Annotated in this window: 17 protein-coding genes; 5 read left to right on the plus strand and 12 right to left on the minus strand. The window is 56.4% G+C overall.

Going from position 1 to position 20,183, the window contains the following annotated elements:
• Nucleotide 1 precedes the first annotated feature (1 nt).
• Both CYJ17_RS01555 and CYJ17_RS01560 read left to right on the plus strand, forming a co-directional pair.
• The gene (locus tag CYJ17_RS01555) at nucleotides 2-2,974 is read left to right on the plus strand and encodes a type III restriction-modification system endonuclease (RefSeq protein ID WP_087070271.1); all 2,973 of its coding nucleotides are present in this window, start codon (nucleotides 2-4) and stop codon (nucleotides 2,972-2,974) included.
• Nucleotides 2,975-3,038: 64 nt separating this feature from the next.
• A complete protein-coding gene (locus CYJ17_RS01560) occupies nucleotides 3,039-4,427 on the plus strand; it encodes an AlbA family DNA-binding domain-containing protein (RefSeq protein WP_180948675.1) in 1,389 nt (462 codons plus the stop codon).
• Between the two features lie 140 nt (nucleotides 4,428-4,567).
• Here CYJ17_RS01560 and CYJ17_RS01565 read toward each other — a convergent pair whose 3' ends face one another.
• From CYJ17_RS01565 to CYJ17_RS01590, 6 genes are all read right to left on the minus strand, one after another.
• Nucleotides 4,568-5,983, minus strand: coding sequence for a GH1 family beta-glucosidase (locus CYJ17_RS01565; protein ID WP_087070269.1), 1,416 nt, complete (start codon nucleotides 5,981-5,983; stop codon nucleotides 4,568-4,570).
• Between the two features lie 4 nt (nucleotides 5,984-5,987).
• Nucleotides 5,988-8,291, minus strand: coding sequence for an alpha-xylosidase (gene yicI, locus CYJ17_RS01570; RefSeq protein ID WP_087070268.1), 2,304 nt, complete (start codon nucleotides 8,289-8,291; stop codon nucleotides 5,988-5,990).
• Between the two features lie 31 nt (nucleotides 8,292-8,322).
• Entirely contained in the window at nucleotides 8,323-9,282 is a 960-nt protein-coding gene (locus tag CYJ17_RS01575; RefSeq protein ID WP_087070267.1) for a carbohydrate ABC transporter permease, read from the minus strand.
• A 1-nt stretch (nucleotide 9,283) separates the two neighbouring features.
• Nucleotides 9,284-10,213: a carbohydrate ABC transporter permease gene (locus CYJ17_RS01580; RefSeq protein ID WP_087070266.1), complete on the minus strand. Its 930-nt coding sequence runs from the start codon at nucleotides 10,211-10,213 to the stop codon at nucleotides 9,284-9,286.
• Between the two features lie 82 nt (nucleotides 10,214-10,295).
• Complete coding sequence (locus CYJ17_RS01585; RefSeq protein ID WP_087070265.1) at nucleotides 10,296-11,603, minus strand: ABC transporter substrate-binding protein; 1,308 nt, start codon at nucleotides 11,601-11,603, stop codon at nucleotides 10,296-10,298.
• A 93-nt stretch (nucleotides 11,604-11,696) separates the two neighbouring features.
• A complete protein-coding gene (locus tag CYJ17_RS01590; RefSeq protein ID WP_087070264.1) occupies nucleotides 11,697-12,725 on the minus strand; it encodes a LacI family DNA-binding transcriptional regulator in 1,029 nt (342 codons plus the stop codon).
• A gap of 101 nt (nucleotides 12,726-12,826) precedes the next feature.
• Between CYJ17_RS01590 and CYJ17_RS01595 the strand changes: the two genes are divergently transcribed.
• Nucleotides 12,827-13,603 carry a hypothetical protein gene (locus tag CYJ17_RS01595; protein WP_180948676.1) on the plus strand — a complete coding sequence of 259 codons (777 nt, stop codon included), beginning with the start codon at nucleotides 12,827-12,829 and terminating at the stop codon, nucleotides 13,601-13,603.
• Between the two features lie 308 nt (nucleotides 13,604-13,911).
• Here CYJ17_RS01595 and CYJ17_RS01600 read toward each other — a convergent pair whose 3' ends face one another.
• The 5 genes from CYJ17_RS01600 to CYJ17_RS01620 form a co-directional block, all read right to left on the minus strand.
• Entirely contained in the window at nucleotides 13,912-14,217 is a 306-nt protein-coding gene (locus CYJ17_RS01600; RefSeq protein ID WP_087070262.1) for a type II toxin-antitoxin system mRNA interferase toxin, RelE/StbE family, read from the minus strand.
• Complete coding sequence (locus CYJ17_RS01605) at nucleotides 14,214-14,513, minus strand: type II toxin-antitoxin system RelB/DinJ family antitoxin (RefSeq protein ID WP_087070261.1); 300 nt, start codon at nucleotides 14,511-14,513, stop codon at nucleotides 14,214-14,216. The genes CYJ17_RS01600 and CYJ17_RS01605 overlap by 4 nt, the downstream gene beginning before the upstream one ends.
• 49 nt (nucleotides 14,514-14,562) lie before the next feature.
• Entirely contained in the window at nucleotides 14,563-16,290 is a 1,728-nt protein-coding gene (locus CYJ17_RS01610) for an ABC-F family ATP-binding cassette domain-containing protein (protein ID WP_087070260.1), read from the minus strand.
• 189 nt (nucleotides 16,291-16,479) lie between these two features.
• Nucleotides 16,480-16,740: a hypothetical protein gene (locus CYJ17_RS01615; protein ID WP_087070258.1), complete on the minus strand. Its 261-nt coding sequence runs from the start codon at nucleotides 16,738-16,740 to the stop codon at nucleotides 16,480-16,482.
• A 378-nt stretch (nucleotides 16,741-17,118) separates the two neighbouring features.
• Nucleotides 17,119-18,042, minus strand: a complete 924-nt coding sequence (locus CYJ17_RS01620; protein WP_087070257.1) for a trimeric intracellular cation channel family protein — start codon at nucleotides 18,040-18,042, stop codon at nucleotides 17,119-17,121.
• A 231-nt stretch (nucleotides 18,043-18,273) separates the two neighbouring features.
• Here CYJ17_RS01620 and CYJ17_RS01625 point away from each other — a divergent pair, with 231 nt between their 5' ends.
• Together CYJ17_RS01625 and CYJ17_RS01630 are read left to right on the plus strand one after the other, a co-directional pair.
• Nucleotides 18,274-18,504, plus strand: coding sequence for a hypothetical protein (locus CYJ17_RS01625; RefSeq protein ID WP_087070256.1), 231 nt, complete (start codon nucleotides 18,274-18,276; stop codon nucleotides 18,502-18,504).
• Nucleotides 18,505-18,571: 67 nt separating this feature from the next.
• Entirely contained in the window at nucleotides 18,572-19,123 is a 552-nt protein-coding gene (locus tag CYJ17_RS01630) for a hypothetical protein (RefSeq protein WP_234984445.1), read from the plus strand.
• Between the two features lie 31 nt (nucleotides 19,124-19,154).
• On the opposite strand, the gene CYJ17_RS01635 is transcribed toward CYJ17_RS01630, so the two are convergent.
• Nucleotides 19,155-20,180: an endonuclease/exonuclease/phosphatase family protein gene (locus tag CYJ17_RS01635; protein ID WP_145989748.1), complete on the minus strand. Its 1,026-nt coding sequence runs from the start codon at nucleotides 20,178-20,180 to the stop codon at nucleotides 19,155-19,157.
• Nucleotides 20,181-20,183: the final 3 nt, after the last annotated feature.

A 20,183-nucleotide genomic window follows, 5' to 3' on the forward strand; every position in this document is an offset into this window, starting at 1 on the left:
AATGAAGATTCGTCTGCAGACTCTTGAGCATCAGACGCAGGCTATTGCCGCGCTTGGGCACGTGTTTGATGGTGTTGAGCTGGATTATTCGTCCCGTAATGAGGCGAACCCTGTTTTCGATGTTGGCGATCCGAAAATTGCGGAGAATATCGCCGAGATTCAGCAGGGCCAGCTAGAGGGTGTTCCGGCTATTGCTAAATGCCTGCGCACCCGGCAGGGGGATGCTTACCTTGGCGTCGATGTACGTATGGAGACTGGTACCGGTAAAACATACGTGTATACGCGTGCTATGTTCGAATTACATAAGCGCTTCGGGTTCAACAAGTTTATTATTCTGGTGCCCTCAACACCGATTAAGGAAGGCACACGGAACTTTATCGAGTCCGACTACGCCCGTGAACATTTCGCCGATATCTATGGGATGCAGACAAGATTATCTTTAGAGGTACTCAATCCTCAGAAGCGTTCTAAAGGCCGCAAGATGTTTCCTACAGCGGTGACCTCCTTTGCTTCTGCTTCCAGGTTGCAGCGTAACCGGATTAATTGCTTGTTGATGACTGATGGTATGTTGCAGTCAAAGGCGACGATGGCCAAGGATTATGACCAGACCGTCCTCGGTTCGGCATCGGTGCCGTATGAGGCATTGGCCGATACTCGTCCGATTGTATTGATTGATGAGCCGCACCGTTTCCGCAAAGAGAATAAAGCCTGGAATACCCTGATCGAGCAAATTCACCCTCAAGCGGTTATCCGGTTTGGTGCAACGTTCCCTAAAGCCGAAAAGAGCGGGGTGGTTGATTACAACAACTTGGTATTTAACCTTGGCTCTATTGAGGCGTTCAATGATCAGCTGGTTAAGGGTGTTGCAGTGCAGTACCCGCAGAACCCCGCCGAGAGGTCGGTGCGGTTGAAACTGACAAGCCTGTCGGCATCTAAACCCAAGACGGCCACATTTAGAGATGAGGATTCGAAGAAGACTTTTGAGCTGAACCTTGGCGATAGCCTGGGCAACGTTGACGGCAATTTCGCCGGCATCACGGTCGAGGGCGTTGGTAAGACTGAGAGTCCTGCGATTAAGTCCGGTGTCACGTTATCGAACGGGCAAATCCTCGCGCGCGGGGACACCATCACCTCTGGAGTGTATTCAGACACTTATCAGGCATTGATGCTCGAGCGTGCTATTGTGAATCATTTTGATGCCGAGTGGGAGAATTTCAGGCGTGCCCGCAAGGTGAAAACACTGAGCCTATTCTTCATTGATTCGATTGATTCCTACCGTGGTGAAGAGGGTCGCGACGGGCATCTGCGGCTGAAGTTCGAGGAACTGCTGGCTGAGGAGATTAAACGTCGACTTGCAGGTTTTGAATCCCCTAGTGACTCGCTATCTCGCGAATACGTCGAATACTTGCGGGCATCCTTGGCTGATGTTCAAGCGACGAATGGCGGCTATTTCTCGGCTGATAATTCCTCTAGTGATGAGGCTATCCAAGCTGAAGTGGATGCGATTTTACGTGATAAAGAATCGCTGTTGTCATTCCGCAACCACGATGGAACTTGGAACACAATGCGGTTCATTTTCTCCAAGTGGACGCTACGCGAGGGGTGGGATAATCCCAACGTGTTCCAAATCGTCAAACTACGATCTTCCGGATCTGAGATCTCTAAACTCCAAGAAGTCGGTCGCGGGCTGCGTCTGCCAGTTGACGAATATGGCAACCGGATAGCTGGAGAACAGTTCTACTTGACCTATTTAATTGACTTTACCGAAGCTGACTTCGCCAACCGGTTAATCAACGAGATCAACGCTGAGGCTGCCACCGACACCCGTAACGTCGGGAAACTCTTGGAGCAAATCGCCGCTAAATACGGACAAACAGAAAAACAATTATTCATACTGCTCCTAACCCAGGACCTAATCGACACCGATAAGAATATTATTGAAGGGAAAGCCGAAAAACTGTTTTCACTGTACCCCGAGTTTAATACTGGGCTAAAGCACGATAAAGTGGTTGAGAAACCGTTGCGCGTTAATATCCGCAAAGATAACTTCGCCAAAATCAAATCACTTTGGACGCTAGTGAACAAAAAGTACTACCTACGCCTTGAAGAACTCACAGATACGGAGCTACAAGAGTGTGTCGACTACGTCCTTGGATGCGAAGAGGACGTGTACTCTCAACAAGTAGGTCTAGTCAGGCAGGAACGTATTCAACGTGATGAAACAGGACAACTGGTTACACAATCTGAGGCGTTAGATACCTACAAGATTGAAGATGCACTCACCTATGGAGATTGGCTGAAAGCGGCTTATAAGCAGACTTTCTTGCCCACAGAGGCAATTCATGCTGGTCTTGTTCGCAGAAATGCCGATCAGAAACTGCCGGATGATTTCTTTACGAAGGCGACTTTAGCAAAGTTCGTATCTAAGTTCCATAATTGGATGCAAGACACCTTCGTCAACCGTTTCTCCTATACAAAGATCGAAGGCATAACTGGACCCACGGCATTGACCAACGCAGACGGTCAGCCACTGGATTCCATCGTACAAGGCAACGTCGGAGTGTTCAGAGATACGCAATCAAAGGTGCCAGAGCGTTATCTTTACGATGCATTCGTATACGACTCTGATCTTGAACAGCAGAACATCAAACGCTCCTCAGTTAATGAGGTAGTTGTTTTCGGTAAGATCCCGCGCCGTTCCATCAAGGTGCCGCTGTATTTCGGCGGAACCACAAGCCCGGACTTCATGTACGTGCTACACACTGAAGACGGCGACGTGACATTAAACTTCATCGTCGAAACCAAAGACGTCAAGGACAAGAACGATCTGCGCGGAACCGAAAAACTCAAGATCACGGCCGCAAAGAAGTTCTTCGAATCTATGCAGGAAGCAGGTGTTAAGGTCCGCTTCGAGCCACAACTGAAAAACGACGACATCGCGGTGATGATCAATCAGGTGGTGCAATTTGGATAGATGGGAACCCCGCACCGATCTGGAGATGCTTCACAATCTGCTGTTGCAGGGCGAGAATGAGCACTTGGACTACAAGCTCCGCCTCGATCTCGATAACGCTGAAGGGCGAGTAAAATTCGCCAAAGACATAGTTGCCTTAGCGAACACGCATCCTGGCGGGCACCTAATTGTTGGAGTGAATAATGATGGGTCGATTCCAGCTCAGAAGGAGCACTTTGACCCGGATCAATATGACAGTGCGAAACTTCGTGACCGAGTGTCTAAGTATGTAGAGGGACCAATTGATATTCGGTCCCAAATCCACAATATTGACGGCAGTAAAGTCCTATTGATCGCCGTATCTCCTGGAACGACATATCCCATTCCGATGAGCAAGTCAGGTGACTACACAGACTCTCTTGGCAAGAATTGCCAGGTATTTCGAGCTGGAGACGTGTATCTGCGTGAAGGTAGCCAAAACGTTGCCTTGCGATATGGGCACTGGGAACGGCTTCTTTCAGCACACGATCAGCAGATACGTGACGATACCCACCGCACTATAGATACCCTCATCAAGAAGCTTTCCAAGCTACAGGTCAATAGCTCAGGTACTGCGCTCAGCATCCCTTTGTCACTCGACATGAGCTACGGCTCGTTGAGCGTAGCAGTTGCTTCGCACCTTTCAGCCACCGATACGGTTCCAGTCGAACAGCTTCTACGTAAAGCCCTCCAATCGGAAGATGCCCAACAGGATCGGAAACTGACCATTATCGCTGTTGTTGCAGTACAAGCGTTGGCGTACAACAACCTTGATTTGGTCTCATTTGCGGTGGATCAACTATTCGAAATCCGCGAAAGTGCATCCAACGATACGAAACGCCAACTTGAAGTCATCGTTTTCCTTTACCTCATCGGGGCAGCAGCGGTACGCTACAAACGCTGGAGCACACTGCTCCCCATGGTGTTACGAGGCGGCACCGATGACTCTTACCGGTCTTGGATACGTGAAACACAAGTAAATGCTTCAAGAGCTAACCTCTTTCCAGAGCAGTCTGGGTTGATGATTGATGCCGCCCGGGCGCTCATGTCTCATACACCTGAGCTGCGTCCAGATATCGAAGGAGAGCTACCAGTTGAAGACTTACCTCGTGATGACGCTTCACTGAATTCGTTGTGCCAGTTCGACTTTATACAGGTGCTAATACAAGAACTGGTACCCGATGCCGGGCAAGCTGAAGGCTATCCTGCATGCGCAATCTATTCAGATACACGGGTCCGATCATTTGCCAACGAATACGTTCGCAACCCCAAGGTGCGTAGCGAACTGACACACCAGAACGATGAAGATCTCAGCCGTAAGGTCTTTGCTTCCGCTTGCGATGTTGCCCGTAGAGCTTCGTCTGTACTTGGCTTCTGGTGGAACAGCCCAAGCCCAGAAGCAGATGAGTACATCCAAGGAGCTTTCCGCAGTTAATCGAACCTTTTGACGCGCCCGCCCACTTCGTTTGCTGACCTTGTGCGTGACGTCGTATGACCGCCTCCTCACCAACGCCAGCCCGTTAGTCTGCCCCTTGGCCGGTATGGGCCGGCGCCGGTAAGGCGGGTGTCGCTCCGTTACGCAGGGATTCGTCCTGACTGGATTAGCTTGCGGTACCAGTGGGCGGAGGCCTTCGGGGTGCGCTCGAGGGTCGTGTAGTTGACGTGGACAATGCCGAATCGCTTGGTATACCCATAGGACCACTCGAAATTGTCCAATAACGACCACACGAAGTAGCCCCGAACATCTGCACCCTGCTCAATCGCCGCATGCACCGCAGCGATATGGTCACGAAGGTAGGAAATGCGCTTCGGGTCATCAATCTGGCCCCCGGTCACCTCATTCGGATCAGCATCGGCCATTCCGTTTTCCGTGACCATCAAGGGCAGATCCGGATAGCGCTCCGACAACTCGAGCAGCAACTCCGTGAGACCGGTCGCGTCAATCGGCCAGCCCATCTCCGTTTTTTCGCCCGGAAGCTCCAGGAATTCCACCCGGTCAGCGCTCACCCACGGCGACTTCCCGGAAGGATCATGCCCGTCATGGCGTTCGGGAACAGCACCCTCCGGAGCCATCCGCACCTTAGTGGGGTTATAGTAATTGACCCCCAGCACATCCAACGGCTGGTTAATGAGCGCAAGATCGCCGTCGTGAATAAAATCCCACCGCACATCACGCGAGGTGAGCTCCACTAGCTCTGGAGGATACGTGCCCTCAAGCATGGGCCCGAGGAAAGCCTCATTCCCCAGGAGTCGGATCTGCTGAGCGGCCTCGTGCGAACTCGGGTTAGTCGGATCATCCGGGAGAACAACATGGAGATTCAGCGTCACCGAAATCTGCGCATCCGCCCCGCATTCCTCCCGAATCGCCATCGCGGCGAGCCCGTGTGCCAGGTTGAGATGATGTACAGCCTGCATCGCCTGCTGCGGATCCTGAATTCCCGGAGCGTGCACTCCCGCGGCATACCCGAGGTAGGCAGAACACCAGGGCTCATTCAGGGTAGTCCACACCGACACTCTGCCCGCGAATTCACGGGCGAGCACCCGCGCGTACTCCTGGAAAGCGAAGGCGGTATCTCGAGATGCCCAGCCGCCCTTATCCTGGAGATACTGCGGGAGATCCCAATGGTAGAGGGTGACAACAGGTTTGATATTTCGCGCGTTGAGCGCGTCGATAATCTTCCCGTAGAAATCAAGACCAGCCTGATTCACGCCGCCCATTTCGGTGGGCATGATACGCGGCCAGGCGATAGAAAGACGATAGGCGCCAACTCCAAGCCAGTCGATAATACCGATATCTTCCTGCCATCGGTGGTAGTGATCGCAAGCGGTATCGCCAGTGTCACCGCTATGGATCTTTCCGGGCGTGTGAGAAAACGTATCCCAGATTGACGGCCCGCGGCCACCTTCATGAACCCCTCCTTCAATTTGATAGGAGGCTGTTGCGGTCCCCCACACAAAATCCGATGGGAACTGCATGGTTTCTTGAGACATCTCTTTAGCTCCCTTCGCTCAGCCGAATAGTTGCTGTGCTTGTGCCGGCTTCGTAGCTGAACTCTTGGCCCCGGTACTTGAGATTCCAAGCGGCCTGCGTCGTCGTCGTTACTTCACAAGCGCCGGCAACGTGCGCGACCGTGAACGTGACATCCGGTGCGCCCGTTCCCGCATCGGACGCCGGGATAGTGACGGTATATGTTTGTCCCTCGAAAAGCGAGGTGGCATCGAGAGTAACACCATCGGCCCAGTTATAGACGGGAGTATCGGTCTTCTTGCCGAAGGGAATCACGGCACCTTCTCGAATCATGACGGGAAGAGTGCTGTATCCGTGGGTTTCCGTTACCCAGCGCGAACCGGTGAGGACGTCTCCCGAGAAAAGACTGCGCCATTTTCCGGCCGGGAGATAGTAGGTGACCTTGCCGTCCGGCCGGAAAACCGGAGCGACGAGAATATCTGAACCGAGCATGAACTGGGTGTCAATTTCGCGGGTTGCGGGATCCTCGGGGAATTCAAGAACCATCGGACGCAAAACAGGCGTTCCAGTTTTGTGGGCTTCGCGTGCAGCCTGGCCGATGTACGGCATAAGCCGTAGCTTCAGATCAACGAAACGCCGCGTCACCTCCACAGCTTCCTCGTCGAAAACCCACGGGACGCGGACGGTACCCGAGCCGTGCAATCGCGAGTGCGAGGATAGCAGGCCGAAAGCGAGCCAGCGCTTGAAGAGGCCCGCGTCTGGCATGCCTTCGAAGCCGCCAATATCGTGACTCCAGAAGGAGAAGCCTGACATCGCGATGGAAAGCCCACCCCTGAGGGTCTCGCCCATGGACGCATAGGTTGAATCGCAGTCGCCACCCCAGTGAACGGGCATCGCCTGGCCTCCCACGGTTGCCGAACGCGCGAAGAGTACAGCTTCGCCCTCGCCTCGTTCCTCCGTGAGGAGATCGAAAACAGTTCGGTTGTAGAGGTGCGCGTAGTAGTTGTGCATGCTGACTGGATCAGCACCGTTATGCCATGCAATACCGCTCACGGGAATGCGTTCACCGAAGTCCGTTTTGAAACAATCCACTCCCATATCGAGTAGTTTCTTCAACTCCCCCCGGTACCATTGCGCAGCCTTGGGATTCGTGAAATCGACGAGGGATAGACCTGCCTGCCACAGGTCGGTGTGCCAGATACTGCCATCGCTTCGCTTCACGAGGTAGCCGTTTTCCGCGCCTTCCTCCCAGAGGCGGGAGCGTTGGGCAATATACGGATTGATCCAGACGCAGACCTTGAGGCCCTTGTCTTTGATTCGCTGGATAAGGCCGCGCGGATCCGGGAACGTGACGGGATCCCAGACGAAATCGCACCAGTGGAACTCGCGCATCCAGAAGGTATCGAAGTGGAAAACCGATAGCGGGATATCGCGCTCGGCCATTCCATCGATAAAGGACATCACTGTTTCTTCGTCGTAGCTGGTGGTGAATGAGGTTGTTAGCCACAGCCCGTAGGACCAGGCCGGTACCTTAGGCGGCCGCCCGGTCAGCGCGGTGTAGCGCTCAAGGATCTCCTTCGGGCTGGGACCGGCAATAATGAGGTATTCCAGTTCGTCGCCGCTGACCGAGAATTGGATACGGGAGACTGCCTCGGATCCGATTTCGAATGACACATCGCCGGTGTTAAGGACAAGGATTCCGTAGCCGGCAGTTGAGATATAGAAGGGAACGTTTTTGTATGCCTGTTCTGAGGACGTGCCGCCGTCTTCATTCCAGATGTCAACAGATTGGCCGTTCTTCACGAAATGACCGAACCGTTCACCCAATCCGTAGACGCGTTCGCCGGGCTGGAGAACAAATTGCGCGAAGGAATATCGCTCTTGGTCTGGGGAGATTGCCAGCCCAACAGAACGCGTGGTCATTTCCGTTATGTTTTCGCCGTTGAGCGAGACACGGATGCCATCCCATGTGCCTTCGCGAGGAACCGTGACAGAAAGATTATCCGCAGTTACGCGGTAGTCCTCAGAGTTTTCGTCAATAGAGCCCTGGTACGTGGGATCGAAAGAGAGTTCCGGTTGAATGGGAGGAATAGTGTTTTTCCGCCACCGATGCTGGCGGACTCGAATTACTCCGGGAGCAATTGGTTCGAAGGCCATATCGAAAAGACCTGTGTTAAGGGTGTCCCCTCGGCTAGTGATATTTTTGATGGGCGCCAAGACTTCAAGTACGGGCCGATCATCTATGCTGATCGGAGCAACTTGGCGGATCTGCTTTGCCCGTTCAATCGTCCAACCCTTGCGGTCAAGCCAGAAACCGTTAGTGAATTTCACAGTAACCTCATATCTAGTTCGAGAACTGACATTATTTGAGCGCGCCCGCGGTAATGCCGCGTGAAAGTGTGCGCTGGAAAATCAGGAAGAAGATAAATGTTGGGATCAGCGATAGGAGTGCTCCTCCGTTGAGGGTGGGAACGTCAAGCATACGATCCCCTTGTAGTGATGCTAGGGCAATCGGAACAGTTTGGTTTGCGTTTGAGGTCAGCATGACGAGCGGAATGAAGAACTCGTTCCACGTCCAAATGAAGAAGAAAGTCATGAGGACCCCGAGCGTGGGCCGTACATTCGGGAACACCACTCGCCACAAAATAGTCCAGCGGGAGGCGCCATCGAGCTGTGCTGCTTCCAGGAGTGCAGGTGGGAAGGTGCCGAGAACCGAGGCGAGCAGGTACGTGCCGAATGCTGATTGGATAATCGTGAAGATAATGACGATGCTCCACAAATTGTCATTCAGGCCGACTTTCTGCGCCATCGAGAAGAGCGGGTAAATAAGCACTTCCTGCGGCAGCATATTGGCGAGCAGGAAGAGGCCAACAATGACCGCACTCCCCTTGACCCGCCCGATGCCAATGGCGAAGGCGTTGAAAAGCGAGATGATCACCGCAAAGAAGGCGACCAGACCTGAGGTCCACAGCGAATTCCACACCTTCTCCGGGAACTCAACGCGATCCCAGAAAGCGGCGATACCGTCGGTATACAACTCGGTGGGAAGCGCGAGCGGACCACCGGAGGAATAATCCGTTGGCGACTTGAACGCATTAATAATCATCAGCAGGAACGGCGCGATCATGAGTAAGCCAAATAGGACCGCGAATGCCAGGACGATCCAGCGTTTGATACCGCGATGATGACGGTCCCGGTTCTTCACCCGAACGAGGCGCGGTTTACTTGACGTGGTCGCCGTTGCTGACGTGACTGACGTGGGAGAAGTGGGCGGAACGTTCGGAGTTTCCGGTGCTTCCAAGCGGGTTGTTTCACTAGACATGTCACACCCCCAGCATGTCTTTCTTCGCGGCGCGGTTTTGGAAGTACTGAATGACCACGGCGACGATGATGATAATGATGGTTAGAACAGTTGCGATTGCCGCCCCATAACCAACTTTCGATTTGTCGAAGAAGTTGAGGTAGGAATAGTACGAGGGCACGAGTGTCGAACCTTCAGGGCCACCGCGGGTAAGCACGTAAATCGGTGCGAATACCTTGAGCGATGCCACCGTGCAGGTAAGAACGATGACGAAGGTTTCCGGCTTAATCTGCGGAATAGTGATGGCCTTGAACCGCTGCATCCACCCTGCACCATCGAGCTCCGCGGCTTCGTAGAGTTCGGGATCAACGCGTTGCAGCGCTGACATGAAGATAACCGTGGGGTAGCCAATCTGGATCCAGATGAGAACCAGCATCACGGATGGCAGTGCTGTGCTGGTTGACCCCAACCAGTTCGGGGGCGAGGAAACGCCTATCGCACTCAGAATCTGATTGAGGGCTCCTGTTTCAGCATTGAGGATCCAGTTCCAGACGATTCCAGCAATAGAAACCGGAAGGAGCTGCGGCAGGTAATACGTTGCCCGCAAAAATGATGCGATTTTGCTATTGAAACTTCTCCCGACGAAATCGAAGAGAATCGACGCGAGCAGCAGCCCTATCAGAGTAGGGATGATGACCATCGCGATGATCATCGCTACTGAGTTCTTGAAGGACATCCAAAAATCGGCATCCTGCATGAGGGAAACGTAGTTATCGAACCCGACCCACCGTTTTTTCGATGCGCCGCCTTTCCACTTCGTCATCGAGTAGTACAGATTTGAAAAGAAGGGGATGAGGATGATGATCGTAAATCCGATTCCCCCTGGGATCAGGTAGAGCCAAAACCCGCGGCGGGATTTCTTTTTCATGTGATGCTTGTGTGTGGTACTCATGGCAAGCGCACTCCTCTAGGGTGATCTGCGATCAGCTGTGGTGGCGGCCAGGACCGCCACCACAACCTTCCGCAACGTCACATCATTCGAGCAGGTCCGCGCGTCCCTCCTCGTATGCCGTTTGCAGGTCCTGCATCGCCTGCTCCGGAGTCTTTGAGCCACTCATGAGCGACTGCATATTGGAAACGAGCTGATCGTAGAATCCGGCGACGGGCCAGTCCGGGTAGAAGGCCAGCTTGTTATCCTTGGCCAGGTTCTGGAAATTATCGGTCAGCGTCTTTGTTGCTTCGTCGGTGATATTGTCGGTTCCACCGACGACGGGCAGTCCGCCTTGTTCCCCGAAAATCGCCTGGACTTCATCGGAGAGTGTGATATCGATGAACTCGTAGGCGAGTTCCTTATTCTTTGCGTTTTCCGGGACAACCCAGAGGTTTCCTGAAGAACCGGGAGCGAAGTTACCGGGGAAGACAAATTGTCCCCACGGATCCTTCATCTCATCGGCAAGCCGGCCGAACCACCACGAGCCGGAGAACATCATTGGGTAGTTCCCGGAAATAAATCCGGTCCCCATATCCTCGGCTGTCAGGCCAGAGGCGGCGCTGTTGATATAGCCCTTGTTCACCCAATCCTGAAGAACCTTAGCGCCTTCAACCGCGGGACCAGACGTCCATTGCACCGGGTTATCGAAGAATTGGTAATCACGTACGAATTTGCTGTCAGCCTTGGAAAGCGCGAGGGTGTACCACAATTGCCCCATGGGGTACTCCGACCCGGCCTCTGCCAGTGGAGTGATTCCCTTCGCGACGAATGCGTCCATGACGGCGACGAGCTCATCCATGGTCTTCGGAACCTGGAGCCCAGCCTCATCGAAGAGCTTCTTGTTGTAGTACATAAAGACAAATTCGCCGTAGTTGGGAATTCCGTACCAGTTGCCGCTTCCCATGAGGCCGTTCTCGTCATATTTAGCAGTTTGGGCGATGGATTCTGGAAGCTTCTTATCCCACCCGCGCTCCTTCGCAACATCGGTGAGATCCGTGAGCAAACCCTGGGAAGCAAGCTGACCCGCTGTAGCGTTACCCTTGTTGTATTCCATAACGTCAGGAACCTGGTCACCCGTCAAAACAATTTTCGCGTTCTTCTGAATCTGCTCGAAGGTTTGCGCTTCACGTTTGACCGTGACATCAGGGTGGCGTTCCTGGAAAATTTCGACGGCGCGGTCCCACGCCTTACCCATTGCCGAATTATCCGCTTCATAATCCCAAATAACGAGAGTCTGGCCGGACTCGGAATTAGCTTTACCGTTATCGGACCCGCCTCCGGAACACGCAGTTCCCAGAAGCGCGATTGTAGTTGCTACTGCAACCGCCGTCATTTTCTTTTTCGATAACATCTTCTCTCCTCATTGAGTGTCGATTGTTGTCTTTTTGAAGTTGGTGGTGGGACAGCTGTAGATTCCGGGCCATTTTCTACCGCTTATCCCTTCTTATTGGTGGTGTGCCGTGGAATGACCTCCGTCCAGTTGGAAGACTGATCCGCGCGAAATATAGCGCGGGGTGTACAGATGGACTTCGGGGCCGGTACCTTGTCCAATTCGTTCGATAAGAAGCTCAACAGCGTTCCGCCCCGACTTCTCAGGTTCAAGGGGAACTGCGTCAAGCGGCGGGTTAAGGGATGACGTGTCATAAGACGATGCAAGGGTGAGGATCGAGAGCGGATCGCCAGTTCCCCGCTGTTTTTCAACGCTGAGTTCATCGAGAAAATCCCGGACTCGAACAGCTGAACAATCGAGGAGCACGCCAGTGCAACCAGGGAGCGTGTTGCGAATTTCCGCAAGCATATTCTCGGTATCCGAAGATACGAAAACTGTTTCTATACCCAGTTCGGCGGTATAGCGCTCGAACTCGGCACGGGTGCGAAGCACGAAATTCTTCCCAATGTCGTAAAGCATTTGGGTATGGCCAACGAACGCGATAGAACGATGCCCGGCAGCGACTAACTGGTCTACGGCAAGCCGTGTTGCGGCTTCGAAATCCAAGTCGACACATGCCAATGCTTCGTAGTTATCGGGCAAGCCCAAAAATACGCTCGGTATATCCATCGTTCTCAGCAATTCGGCACGCTCGTCATTGGCCTGGACATCCATGACCACAACACCGTCGACGAGGCCCGTTTTCACGACGCGCTCGATATCTTGCACGGCAGCTTCGCCATTCTCGGTAAGAAGGACAACGTCATAGCCTTTACGACGTGCAGCGGTCACAATTGCCAAAACGAAGGTCATGAAAGCAATGGGTTCCGTAGCTTCGTGCATCGGTGCGGAGAGAGCAATAATGTCGGTTTTCGTTGACGCCAACATTTTCGCCCCAGCTTGGGGATGGAACTCAAGTTCCTCAATCGCTTTTTGCACACGTTGGCGGGTCGCCTCAGAAACAGGGCGCTTCCCCGAAAGGGCATAGGAAACCGTTGAGATAGATACTCCGGCCTGCCGGGCAACATCTTTGATCGTGGCCATTGGAATGAAACCGCCTCCTCATCGAACCGTTTCGATGGTTCAATTATAACAGGCGCCGGAATTACCCGTCAATGGGTTATTGTGGCGCGGTAGGATGAGGCATGGCATGGAACAATGTGGCCCGCGGCGTGGCGGGGATATGTGCGGTGTGCTTAATGGGGGCGTGCACGAGTAGCAGCCAGGCCCCCGCGGCGGGATCGCGGAGCGAGACCGGCGCGGCGTCGTCGTCGGCCTTGAAGGAAAAGGCGGGCGGCGAGGTGAACTCTGCAAGCCCGAGCGCCTCGGCGGCGGAACAGAATGCAGGCAGCGGTGACACCAGCGAGGCGATTGCCCGCGAGGCGCTGAGGTTCGTGGACGAACTCGCAGAAGCGGAGATGGGAATTATCCACTGGGACAACGCCAAGGGAGGCCCGGAGGACCTCAATTACGTGGGCGAACGGCGCATTGCGGTGACTTACTCGGGCGACGAGGCGAGTGACTATACCGTGCGCACGCGGGTGCCGGACGATGCTGACGGCGGCCCCGTTCTGAAAAGCGATATGCGTTTCCTGATTGAGCATGCCGATTTTGGGCTGGCGGACGGGAGGGGCGTCTTCCACGGGAGCGTGCGCGAGGGAACCGCGGTGCCGGCAGCCGATAGTCGCCTCCTCGAGGGATGCTCGGAGGGCGACGGGTGGATGATCACGCGGGGGTGGGTGGCATACAACCGGAACACCGATGTGATTGAGTCTTTCGACTTCACGGTGAAAAAGCCGGGCACCACTATTGCGGTGCGCCAGTCGGATGGATCAACGCGGGAGGAAACTCCGGCCTGCACCGTGGTGTGGGACTTGACCGCGGCGAACGGGCGGGTGATCGATAAGCCTATGCCGAATTAGGGCGCATGAAGGAGCGGGCGGTGGCTCGTGGCGGAGCCTGGCGCGGAATCTTACCCGGGTACTTATTTTGCTGGGATGCCGGGCAATAGTTTGCTAGGCTGATCGCAACATGACCGGTTCCGCTGCCCGCTTCGGTGGGAGCCCAGGGCCGGTCCTTTTCTGCCGCTCGCGACTGGCCTTCGTGAACGCCGCTAGTGGATTTTTACCTAAGCTCGCTTTTGGACCCCTGGAGTTTTATGCGCCGAACGAACGCGCGAGTGTGGAACCCTGAAAATGGTCCATCTCCGTCACGCCCACTTAGAAAAGACCTAAACAGCCCGCCCTTGAAAAATATCTCTGTGCGACCCAATGCGAACAAAACGAATAATAGGTTCCGAACGATGGCGCCGATAGAGAACGATTACATCAAATTTTCCTTCTTGGAGATGAAGTCCAAAATATCCCGTATAGGTTCCCCGGGCTTTAGTAAGTTCATGCGGGTTATACCCCGGTGGAATCTCGCCAAACTCTCGAACGGCAGCAACCAGCTCACGCAGTTCCTCCTGAATGTATGGCTGCTGACGCACTACATATTTAAGGTCAGTTTGAAACTGACCATCAAAGACAACCCTCATACCAAGCTATCCAAAAACTTTAGGGCTTCTTCAGTATCATCGAATACCGCACCATCTTCGGGGATATTCCCCTTCATGATTTCTTCCGCATGCGCAATTGCACGTCGAGTTGTTTCGTTAGGGATGTACGACAACGCCGGGCGAATCGGAAGTGCCTGTTCACGCACAGCCTGCTTCAGAAACATATTCAGCGCAGTAGACATGTCAATACCAAGTTCCTCAAAGAGCGTTTCAGCCTCTCGTTTAGTATTCACGTCCGTACGGAAATTAATCCTTGTCGATGTTGAAACCGTCATAAATATCACCCCATAGATGAGTCCAACGAACTTACGATGTGCATACAGCCTACTCCTTTTTTGCAGTTGTGAGGTGGAGGTGCGGGCCGGGCCAGTGGGTGATGAGCCAGCGGTCATGGGTGGCCAGGATGATCGTGCCCGGCCAGCGGGCCAGGGAATCCTCGAGGGCGTGCATGGCGGCCAGGTCAAGGTAGTTGGTGGGTTCGTCGATGACGAGGACAGCAGGCTTGGCCGTGAGCGCGAGAGCGAGCTGGGCGCGGCGCTGGTTACCGGCCGAAAGCTCGGGTATCGGGGTGGCCCACATGGATGGGTGCAGGATGCCGGTACCAAGCTCGCCGATGCCGGAGTTCCAGATCGCGGGAGTGAAGCCGGGATCTCCGCAACGCGGGAGGCGTTGCGGGACGAAAGCCAGCGGGCCCGCGCAGGAGAGAGTGCCGGAATGTTGGGCCGGGGTGTGCTGCACGGCGGCGGGCTGCACTGCGGTAGAGGACGCGCTGAGGTGCAGCGAGTCGGGCAGTGCCGCGGCGGGTGACGTGGCAGGTGGCGGGGTGCCAGTGGCGATCCAGGTGAGGAGCGTGGATTTTCCGCTGCCGTTGGCGCCGGTCACCAGGAGATGTTCGCCGTCGGAAAGGTCAAAGGTAACCGGGGCGAGGCGGCCGGGAACCGCTGCCGCGCGAGCGGATACTGCCAGGCCGGCGGATTGGCGGGTAGGCGCACCAGCGTAATCCGGGAACGTAAACGTGTATCCGCGGGGTTTGCGTACTTCCCGGGTGGCGAGGGCTTCGAGTTTGCGGTCGTCGTGGCGGGTGCGGCGGGTGGCCGTGCTCTGGGCGCGGTCCGCGAAGAACTTCTTCGCCTTGCCCTCCGCATTGGCCAAGCGCACCCCGCCCCGGGCAATACCGCCGGCCGCCTGGCGATGCGCACGCAGCTGCGTCTTTTCTTCTTGTTGGGCCAGGTAGAGCGCCCGGTAGCGCTGCTCCGCATCACGCTTGGCTTCAAGATAATCCGTGTAAGTACCGCGGCACTCCCATACCCCGCACACCTCACCTCCACCTTCGGCACGCGCCAGCTGCGCCCATACACTCACATCCATATCCACAATGAGCGTGGCAACATCCTCAATAAAAGCCCGGTCATGGCTGGACATGAGCACCGGGCCCGGCCAGGAACGCAGCATATGGCTGAGGTACGCGCTCGCCTCCGTATCCAGATGATTGGTGGGCTCGTCCAAAATCAGGACCTGCGGGCGGGCCACCAGGGTGACAGCCAAGTTCAGCCGCGCGCGCTGGCCCGGGGAGAGCGTGGCCAGCTCCCGCGAGCGCCCGCCCCCGGCCAACATATCCAGGCCCAAACCGGCCAAAGCGTCGTCGACCCTATCCTCAAGGGACCACAGGTCCAGGCGGGTGATCTCGGATAATAGCCGGTCGTATTCGGCCGCGACCGGGCCGCCCGCCCCCAGGCGTGCGCTGAGCGTTTCGAAACGGGCGAGTAGTTCCCGCGCGGGCGCGAAGGTGCTTTCGAGGAAGTGCGCGACGGTCGCGGCGGCGGCGTCGTTCGGCACGGGGTTCCACGGGATGGTGCTGGCGCCGGTGCGGGTGACGGTGCCGCGTTCGGGGCTGAGGTGACCTGCGGCGATGCGCAACAAGGTGGTTTTGCCGCAACCGTTCGGGCCGATGAGGACGGCGCGGTCGGCGGCGGCGAGGCGCAGGGTGATGCGGTCGAGGAGCGGGCGGGCGGTGAAGGAAAATGAAATATTGTCAAGAATGAGGGCAGGCATGGTGATCTCCTTGGACGCGGGTGCGGGGTGCGGCGTCTCAGCGGGGCTGAGTGGGGATCACAGCGACATCGGAACGATGGCCTCCTTCGGCGTGGGTTGTAGTCCCGGTTACATAAGTAAATGTAGCGACGGCGCGGGTGGTGGGTCAATCACGCTGGCCGCACGGCGAGGCCTCCCGCTGCGCTTCGGCTAAGAAAAACGTTTATTGGCGCCCTGGCGAGTCATACCGAGCACGCGGCCGATGGCGGACCAGCTTTCGCCAGATGCGCGCGCTTCCTCGACCGCGGTATCGAGCTTGCGGTTCGCAGCGTTGAGCTCGATATTCGCAAGCAAGACACGTGTGAGTGCCTGGCCGAGCGGCGCGCCAACCGTATTGGGGCCGCGGCCGCCGTCGGCTTTTTCGTAAAAATCCGCGGCGGCAAAAGCTTCTTCGCTTGCATCTTGGGTCACGTTGGTAACTGTAGTTACCGCGCGGGCGGTGGGTCAATGGTTAGCGAATGGCTCGTGAATGGTGCGGCAGTGGAATGCACGCAGACTGAAAGCATGGACGCCAGACTCACAGTTAGACTCACAGTTTCACAGTCTTAATTGATAGTCTGATGCTATTTTTCGCAGTCTGCATGTGAATTTTAATAGTCTCAGGGCGATTTTGGCAGTCTGAATTATAGTTAGCAGCCAAAACCGCAGCCAGACATCGAAAATCGGGGGAACACTTTTAAATGTCTAAGAGTGTGATTCACAGTGTGACCCGTAGCATTCGGACGGGCGAGGCGTGAAAACCACGACGTATACCCTTTGCGAACGGGGCGTTGCGCAAGGGTGCGCTGATTAGCTCCCTGATGATTGCCCGCCGCTGGAAGGCTTCCCCGAGCCGCTCGGCCCGGAATCGCCGGAGCCGCCCGACCCGGAAGAATTCGCTTGGCTCTTCTTGCTCAGCGCCCGCGCGCGAAGCGACTGGCGGGATTGGTTGCGGCGTCGTACCGCACGTTCCTGGCGTTCCGCGCGCGCCTGGCGGCGATGCTCCTCATCACGCAACCGGTGCATCCGGCGACTGAGCGAAGAACTCACGTGCTGGAGCGTATCGTTAACGGAATAGTCGCGGTTCACGGGCAGCGACCACTCGAAAACGCGAGCCAGAATCACCAGCAGGGAAGCGAGCAGGGTAGAAACCGCCATCGCAAGCATCGGCGCGTGATTGTACCACAGCACCACCGCCGGGAAGGCCGCGATAAGCGAAGCCGTGGCGTAGAGAGTATTGCCACCGAAAATCACCGGAGTGCGGCCCACCGTGATGTCGCGGATGAGCCCGCCGCCCACCGCGGTAATCATGCCCATCATGACAGCCGGCATCACGCCCAGCCCCGCGTTGAGAGTCTTGATCACGCCGGTGGCGGTCCAGGCGCCCATGACGGCGGCGTCCATGACCGTCATGAAACGCCGCACCCATTTGCCGCGCAGGCGCAGCAGATACGCCACCAGCGCCCCGAGCAGGGCGCAGCTAAGGTAGTAGGGATTGGTGAGCGCCACCGGCGGTTCCTTGAGAAGCGGCGCCTGCTGGATGAGGACATCGCGCAGTATGCCACCGCCCAGGGCGCTGATAATCGCCACGATAACGAAACCGACGATGTCGAAGGATTTTTCGCGGGCCACCATGCCGCCGAGGATGGCCGCCACGAACACCCCGAAAATATCTAAGAGGTCAAAAACAACCGGAGACCATTCCGAGAGCGTATCCAAATCCACGTCTTCCATTCTAGGGGACGGAAGTTTTCAAGGAGTGGGATTGGGGTGGTAGAGGAGCGGGCAGAGGCGTTGAAAGTAATGGAGGAGGCGATCACAGCGGTTTGGACGTTATCCACAGAATTGCTCCCCGGTTTTCCACAGGTTGTGGATCTGTCTTTTTTGCGCTTGCATACCATGCAAGAATGACGGAGAAGCACACAATAACTACTTCGCCGTGAGGCGATTGAAGGAGTGAGACAAATGGATATTGCCGAGGATCGGCTGTGCTTACCAGATCGTGTTTACAACTCATTGGAGGAGGTTCTCGAGCGCAAGGAAGAAATCTTGCGTGAGGTCAGAATGACCCGGGAAGAATTCGACTGGCGCGCTGATAACTACCAGCTCGGGCCAAAAGAAACTAACGCCTACTTCGAAATGGAAATCCTGGATCGCTTCGAGGAGTTGTACCGTGGTGAACGCACATTTGAATGAGTGCGCCGATAAGTTCGCGGCGCATCTACAGCTAATTGGGGAGCTAATTGACCCCAGTTTCTCGCTAGTGAAACACGAAACCGCAAAGGCGGCTTTCCCGTCAAAAATCTTGTCGGGAGATATTCGCGTTGATCGTTTCCTCATTGTCCGCTTCGATTACGAGGTGTTCCTCAATTCGAAAACCGGGCTTCTAGCTGTCAATGAATCAACCTTCTCGGTGATTCACGGAAGAGTTGGAAAAGAGCCCCTGGTGCGGTGGGATTATATTCGCTCGCCACGCTCGAATATCCCCTGCGCACATGTCCAGGTACATTCCCATCGCGATGAATGGACTCACGCCTTGCTCCTGGGCGGCAAGCATTCCCGCCGCTCGCGCCGGCGCCTCAAGAATGCGCTGCGCACTCCCCGAATTGCCGATGTTCACTTCCCGGTAGGTGGGCGCAGATTCCGGCCCTGCCTGGAAGAAGTTCTTCTTTTCGTTATTGACGAGTTCGGGGTGGCATGCACACCGCAAGCACGCGAAGCGCTCCAGCGCGGCATGCAGGAATGGGAAGAGATTCAGGTGCGCTCCGTGGTGCGTAACAACCGCGCCATCGCACTCCAAGCTCTCGCAGAGTGAACCACCTACGTTTGACGAGCCTCTCTAAGGATTAATAGGCAGGCTTGAGCCGCACGATGATGCCGCGGTGGTCGCTGGCGTTATCCGGGTCGATGATCTCCCCGGCCACCCCGCGGTAGGCCCCCGAACTCATGACCCGATCAATCGGCGAGGCCAGCAGCGCGGGCACCGTGGTAGGCCAGGTCCCCACCGCGCCGATTCCGGCGTCGGCCCCCAGATCGCGGCAGGTAGAGCCGGGGCTGAGGGCAGCCTGATGGTCCGCCGTCGAATTAAAATCCCCCGCAACAACCGCATCCGGCACGGCCTCGCACACCCGGTACAGCGCCCGAGCCTCCGCGCGCCACAAGTCCATATACGCAGGTACCGGCGCCGTCGGGTGCCCGGCCACGAACATCGGAGCATCCGGGCGCGCCCCGCCGCGCGGCGCCGCCGCCACCGCGCGCGACACATCCTCCCCGTACGCCTCGCTCAGATCCACCGCCTCGTACTCCCCGCGCGCGGCCGACACCAGCAGCACCGAGGACCGCCACGCCGCGCTATACCGCGACACCCCGCCGTCGAAAAGCTGATAGTCTGCCCCGCGCGCGGCCAGCTTCTCCTGAATCTCCGCGCCGGCCTCGCTCGACGTTTCAATCAGCGACACCGCATCCGCACCCACCCGCACAATCGCATCGGCCAGGTGATCCAAGTCCACGCGCCCGCCCTCCGTGTTGTACTGCACCACGGTGAGCTCGCCGGCCGCGGGCGCGCCGAGGGCCTCCCGCTCCAGCCCGCGCCCGCTCAAGGTTCCGGCATGCGCCAGGGCCACGAGTAGTAGTACGACGGCGCAGCTCACCGCCACGCGCCCACCCCCGAAATACCTGCGGACCGCGCCGAGCAGCCCCACCGCGAGCGCCGCGATGAGCATCCCGAGCGCGAGTGCACCGCGGCTGGACATGATCTGAGCCCCGGGCACCACGGTGGCGAGCCGGGCGGCCGGGCCGAACCAGGCCGGCTGCACCGTGAACACCGCGAAAGCGGCCAGGAGCAACCCAAGAAGAGAACTAAGAACGCGCACCGC

It is taken from the genome of Actinotignum timonense (assembly GCF_002860685.3).
Classification (GTDB): Bacteria; Actinomycetota; Actinomycetes; order Actinomycetales; family Actinomycetaceae; genus Actinotignum; species Actinotignum timonense.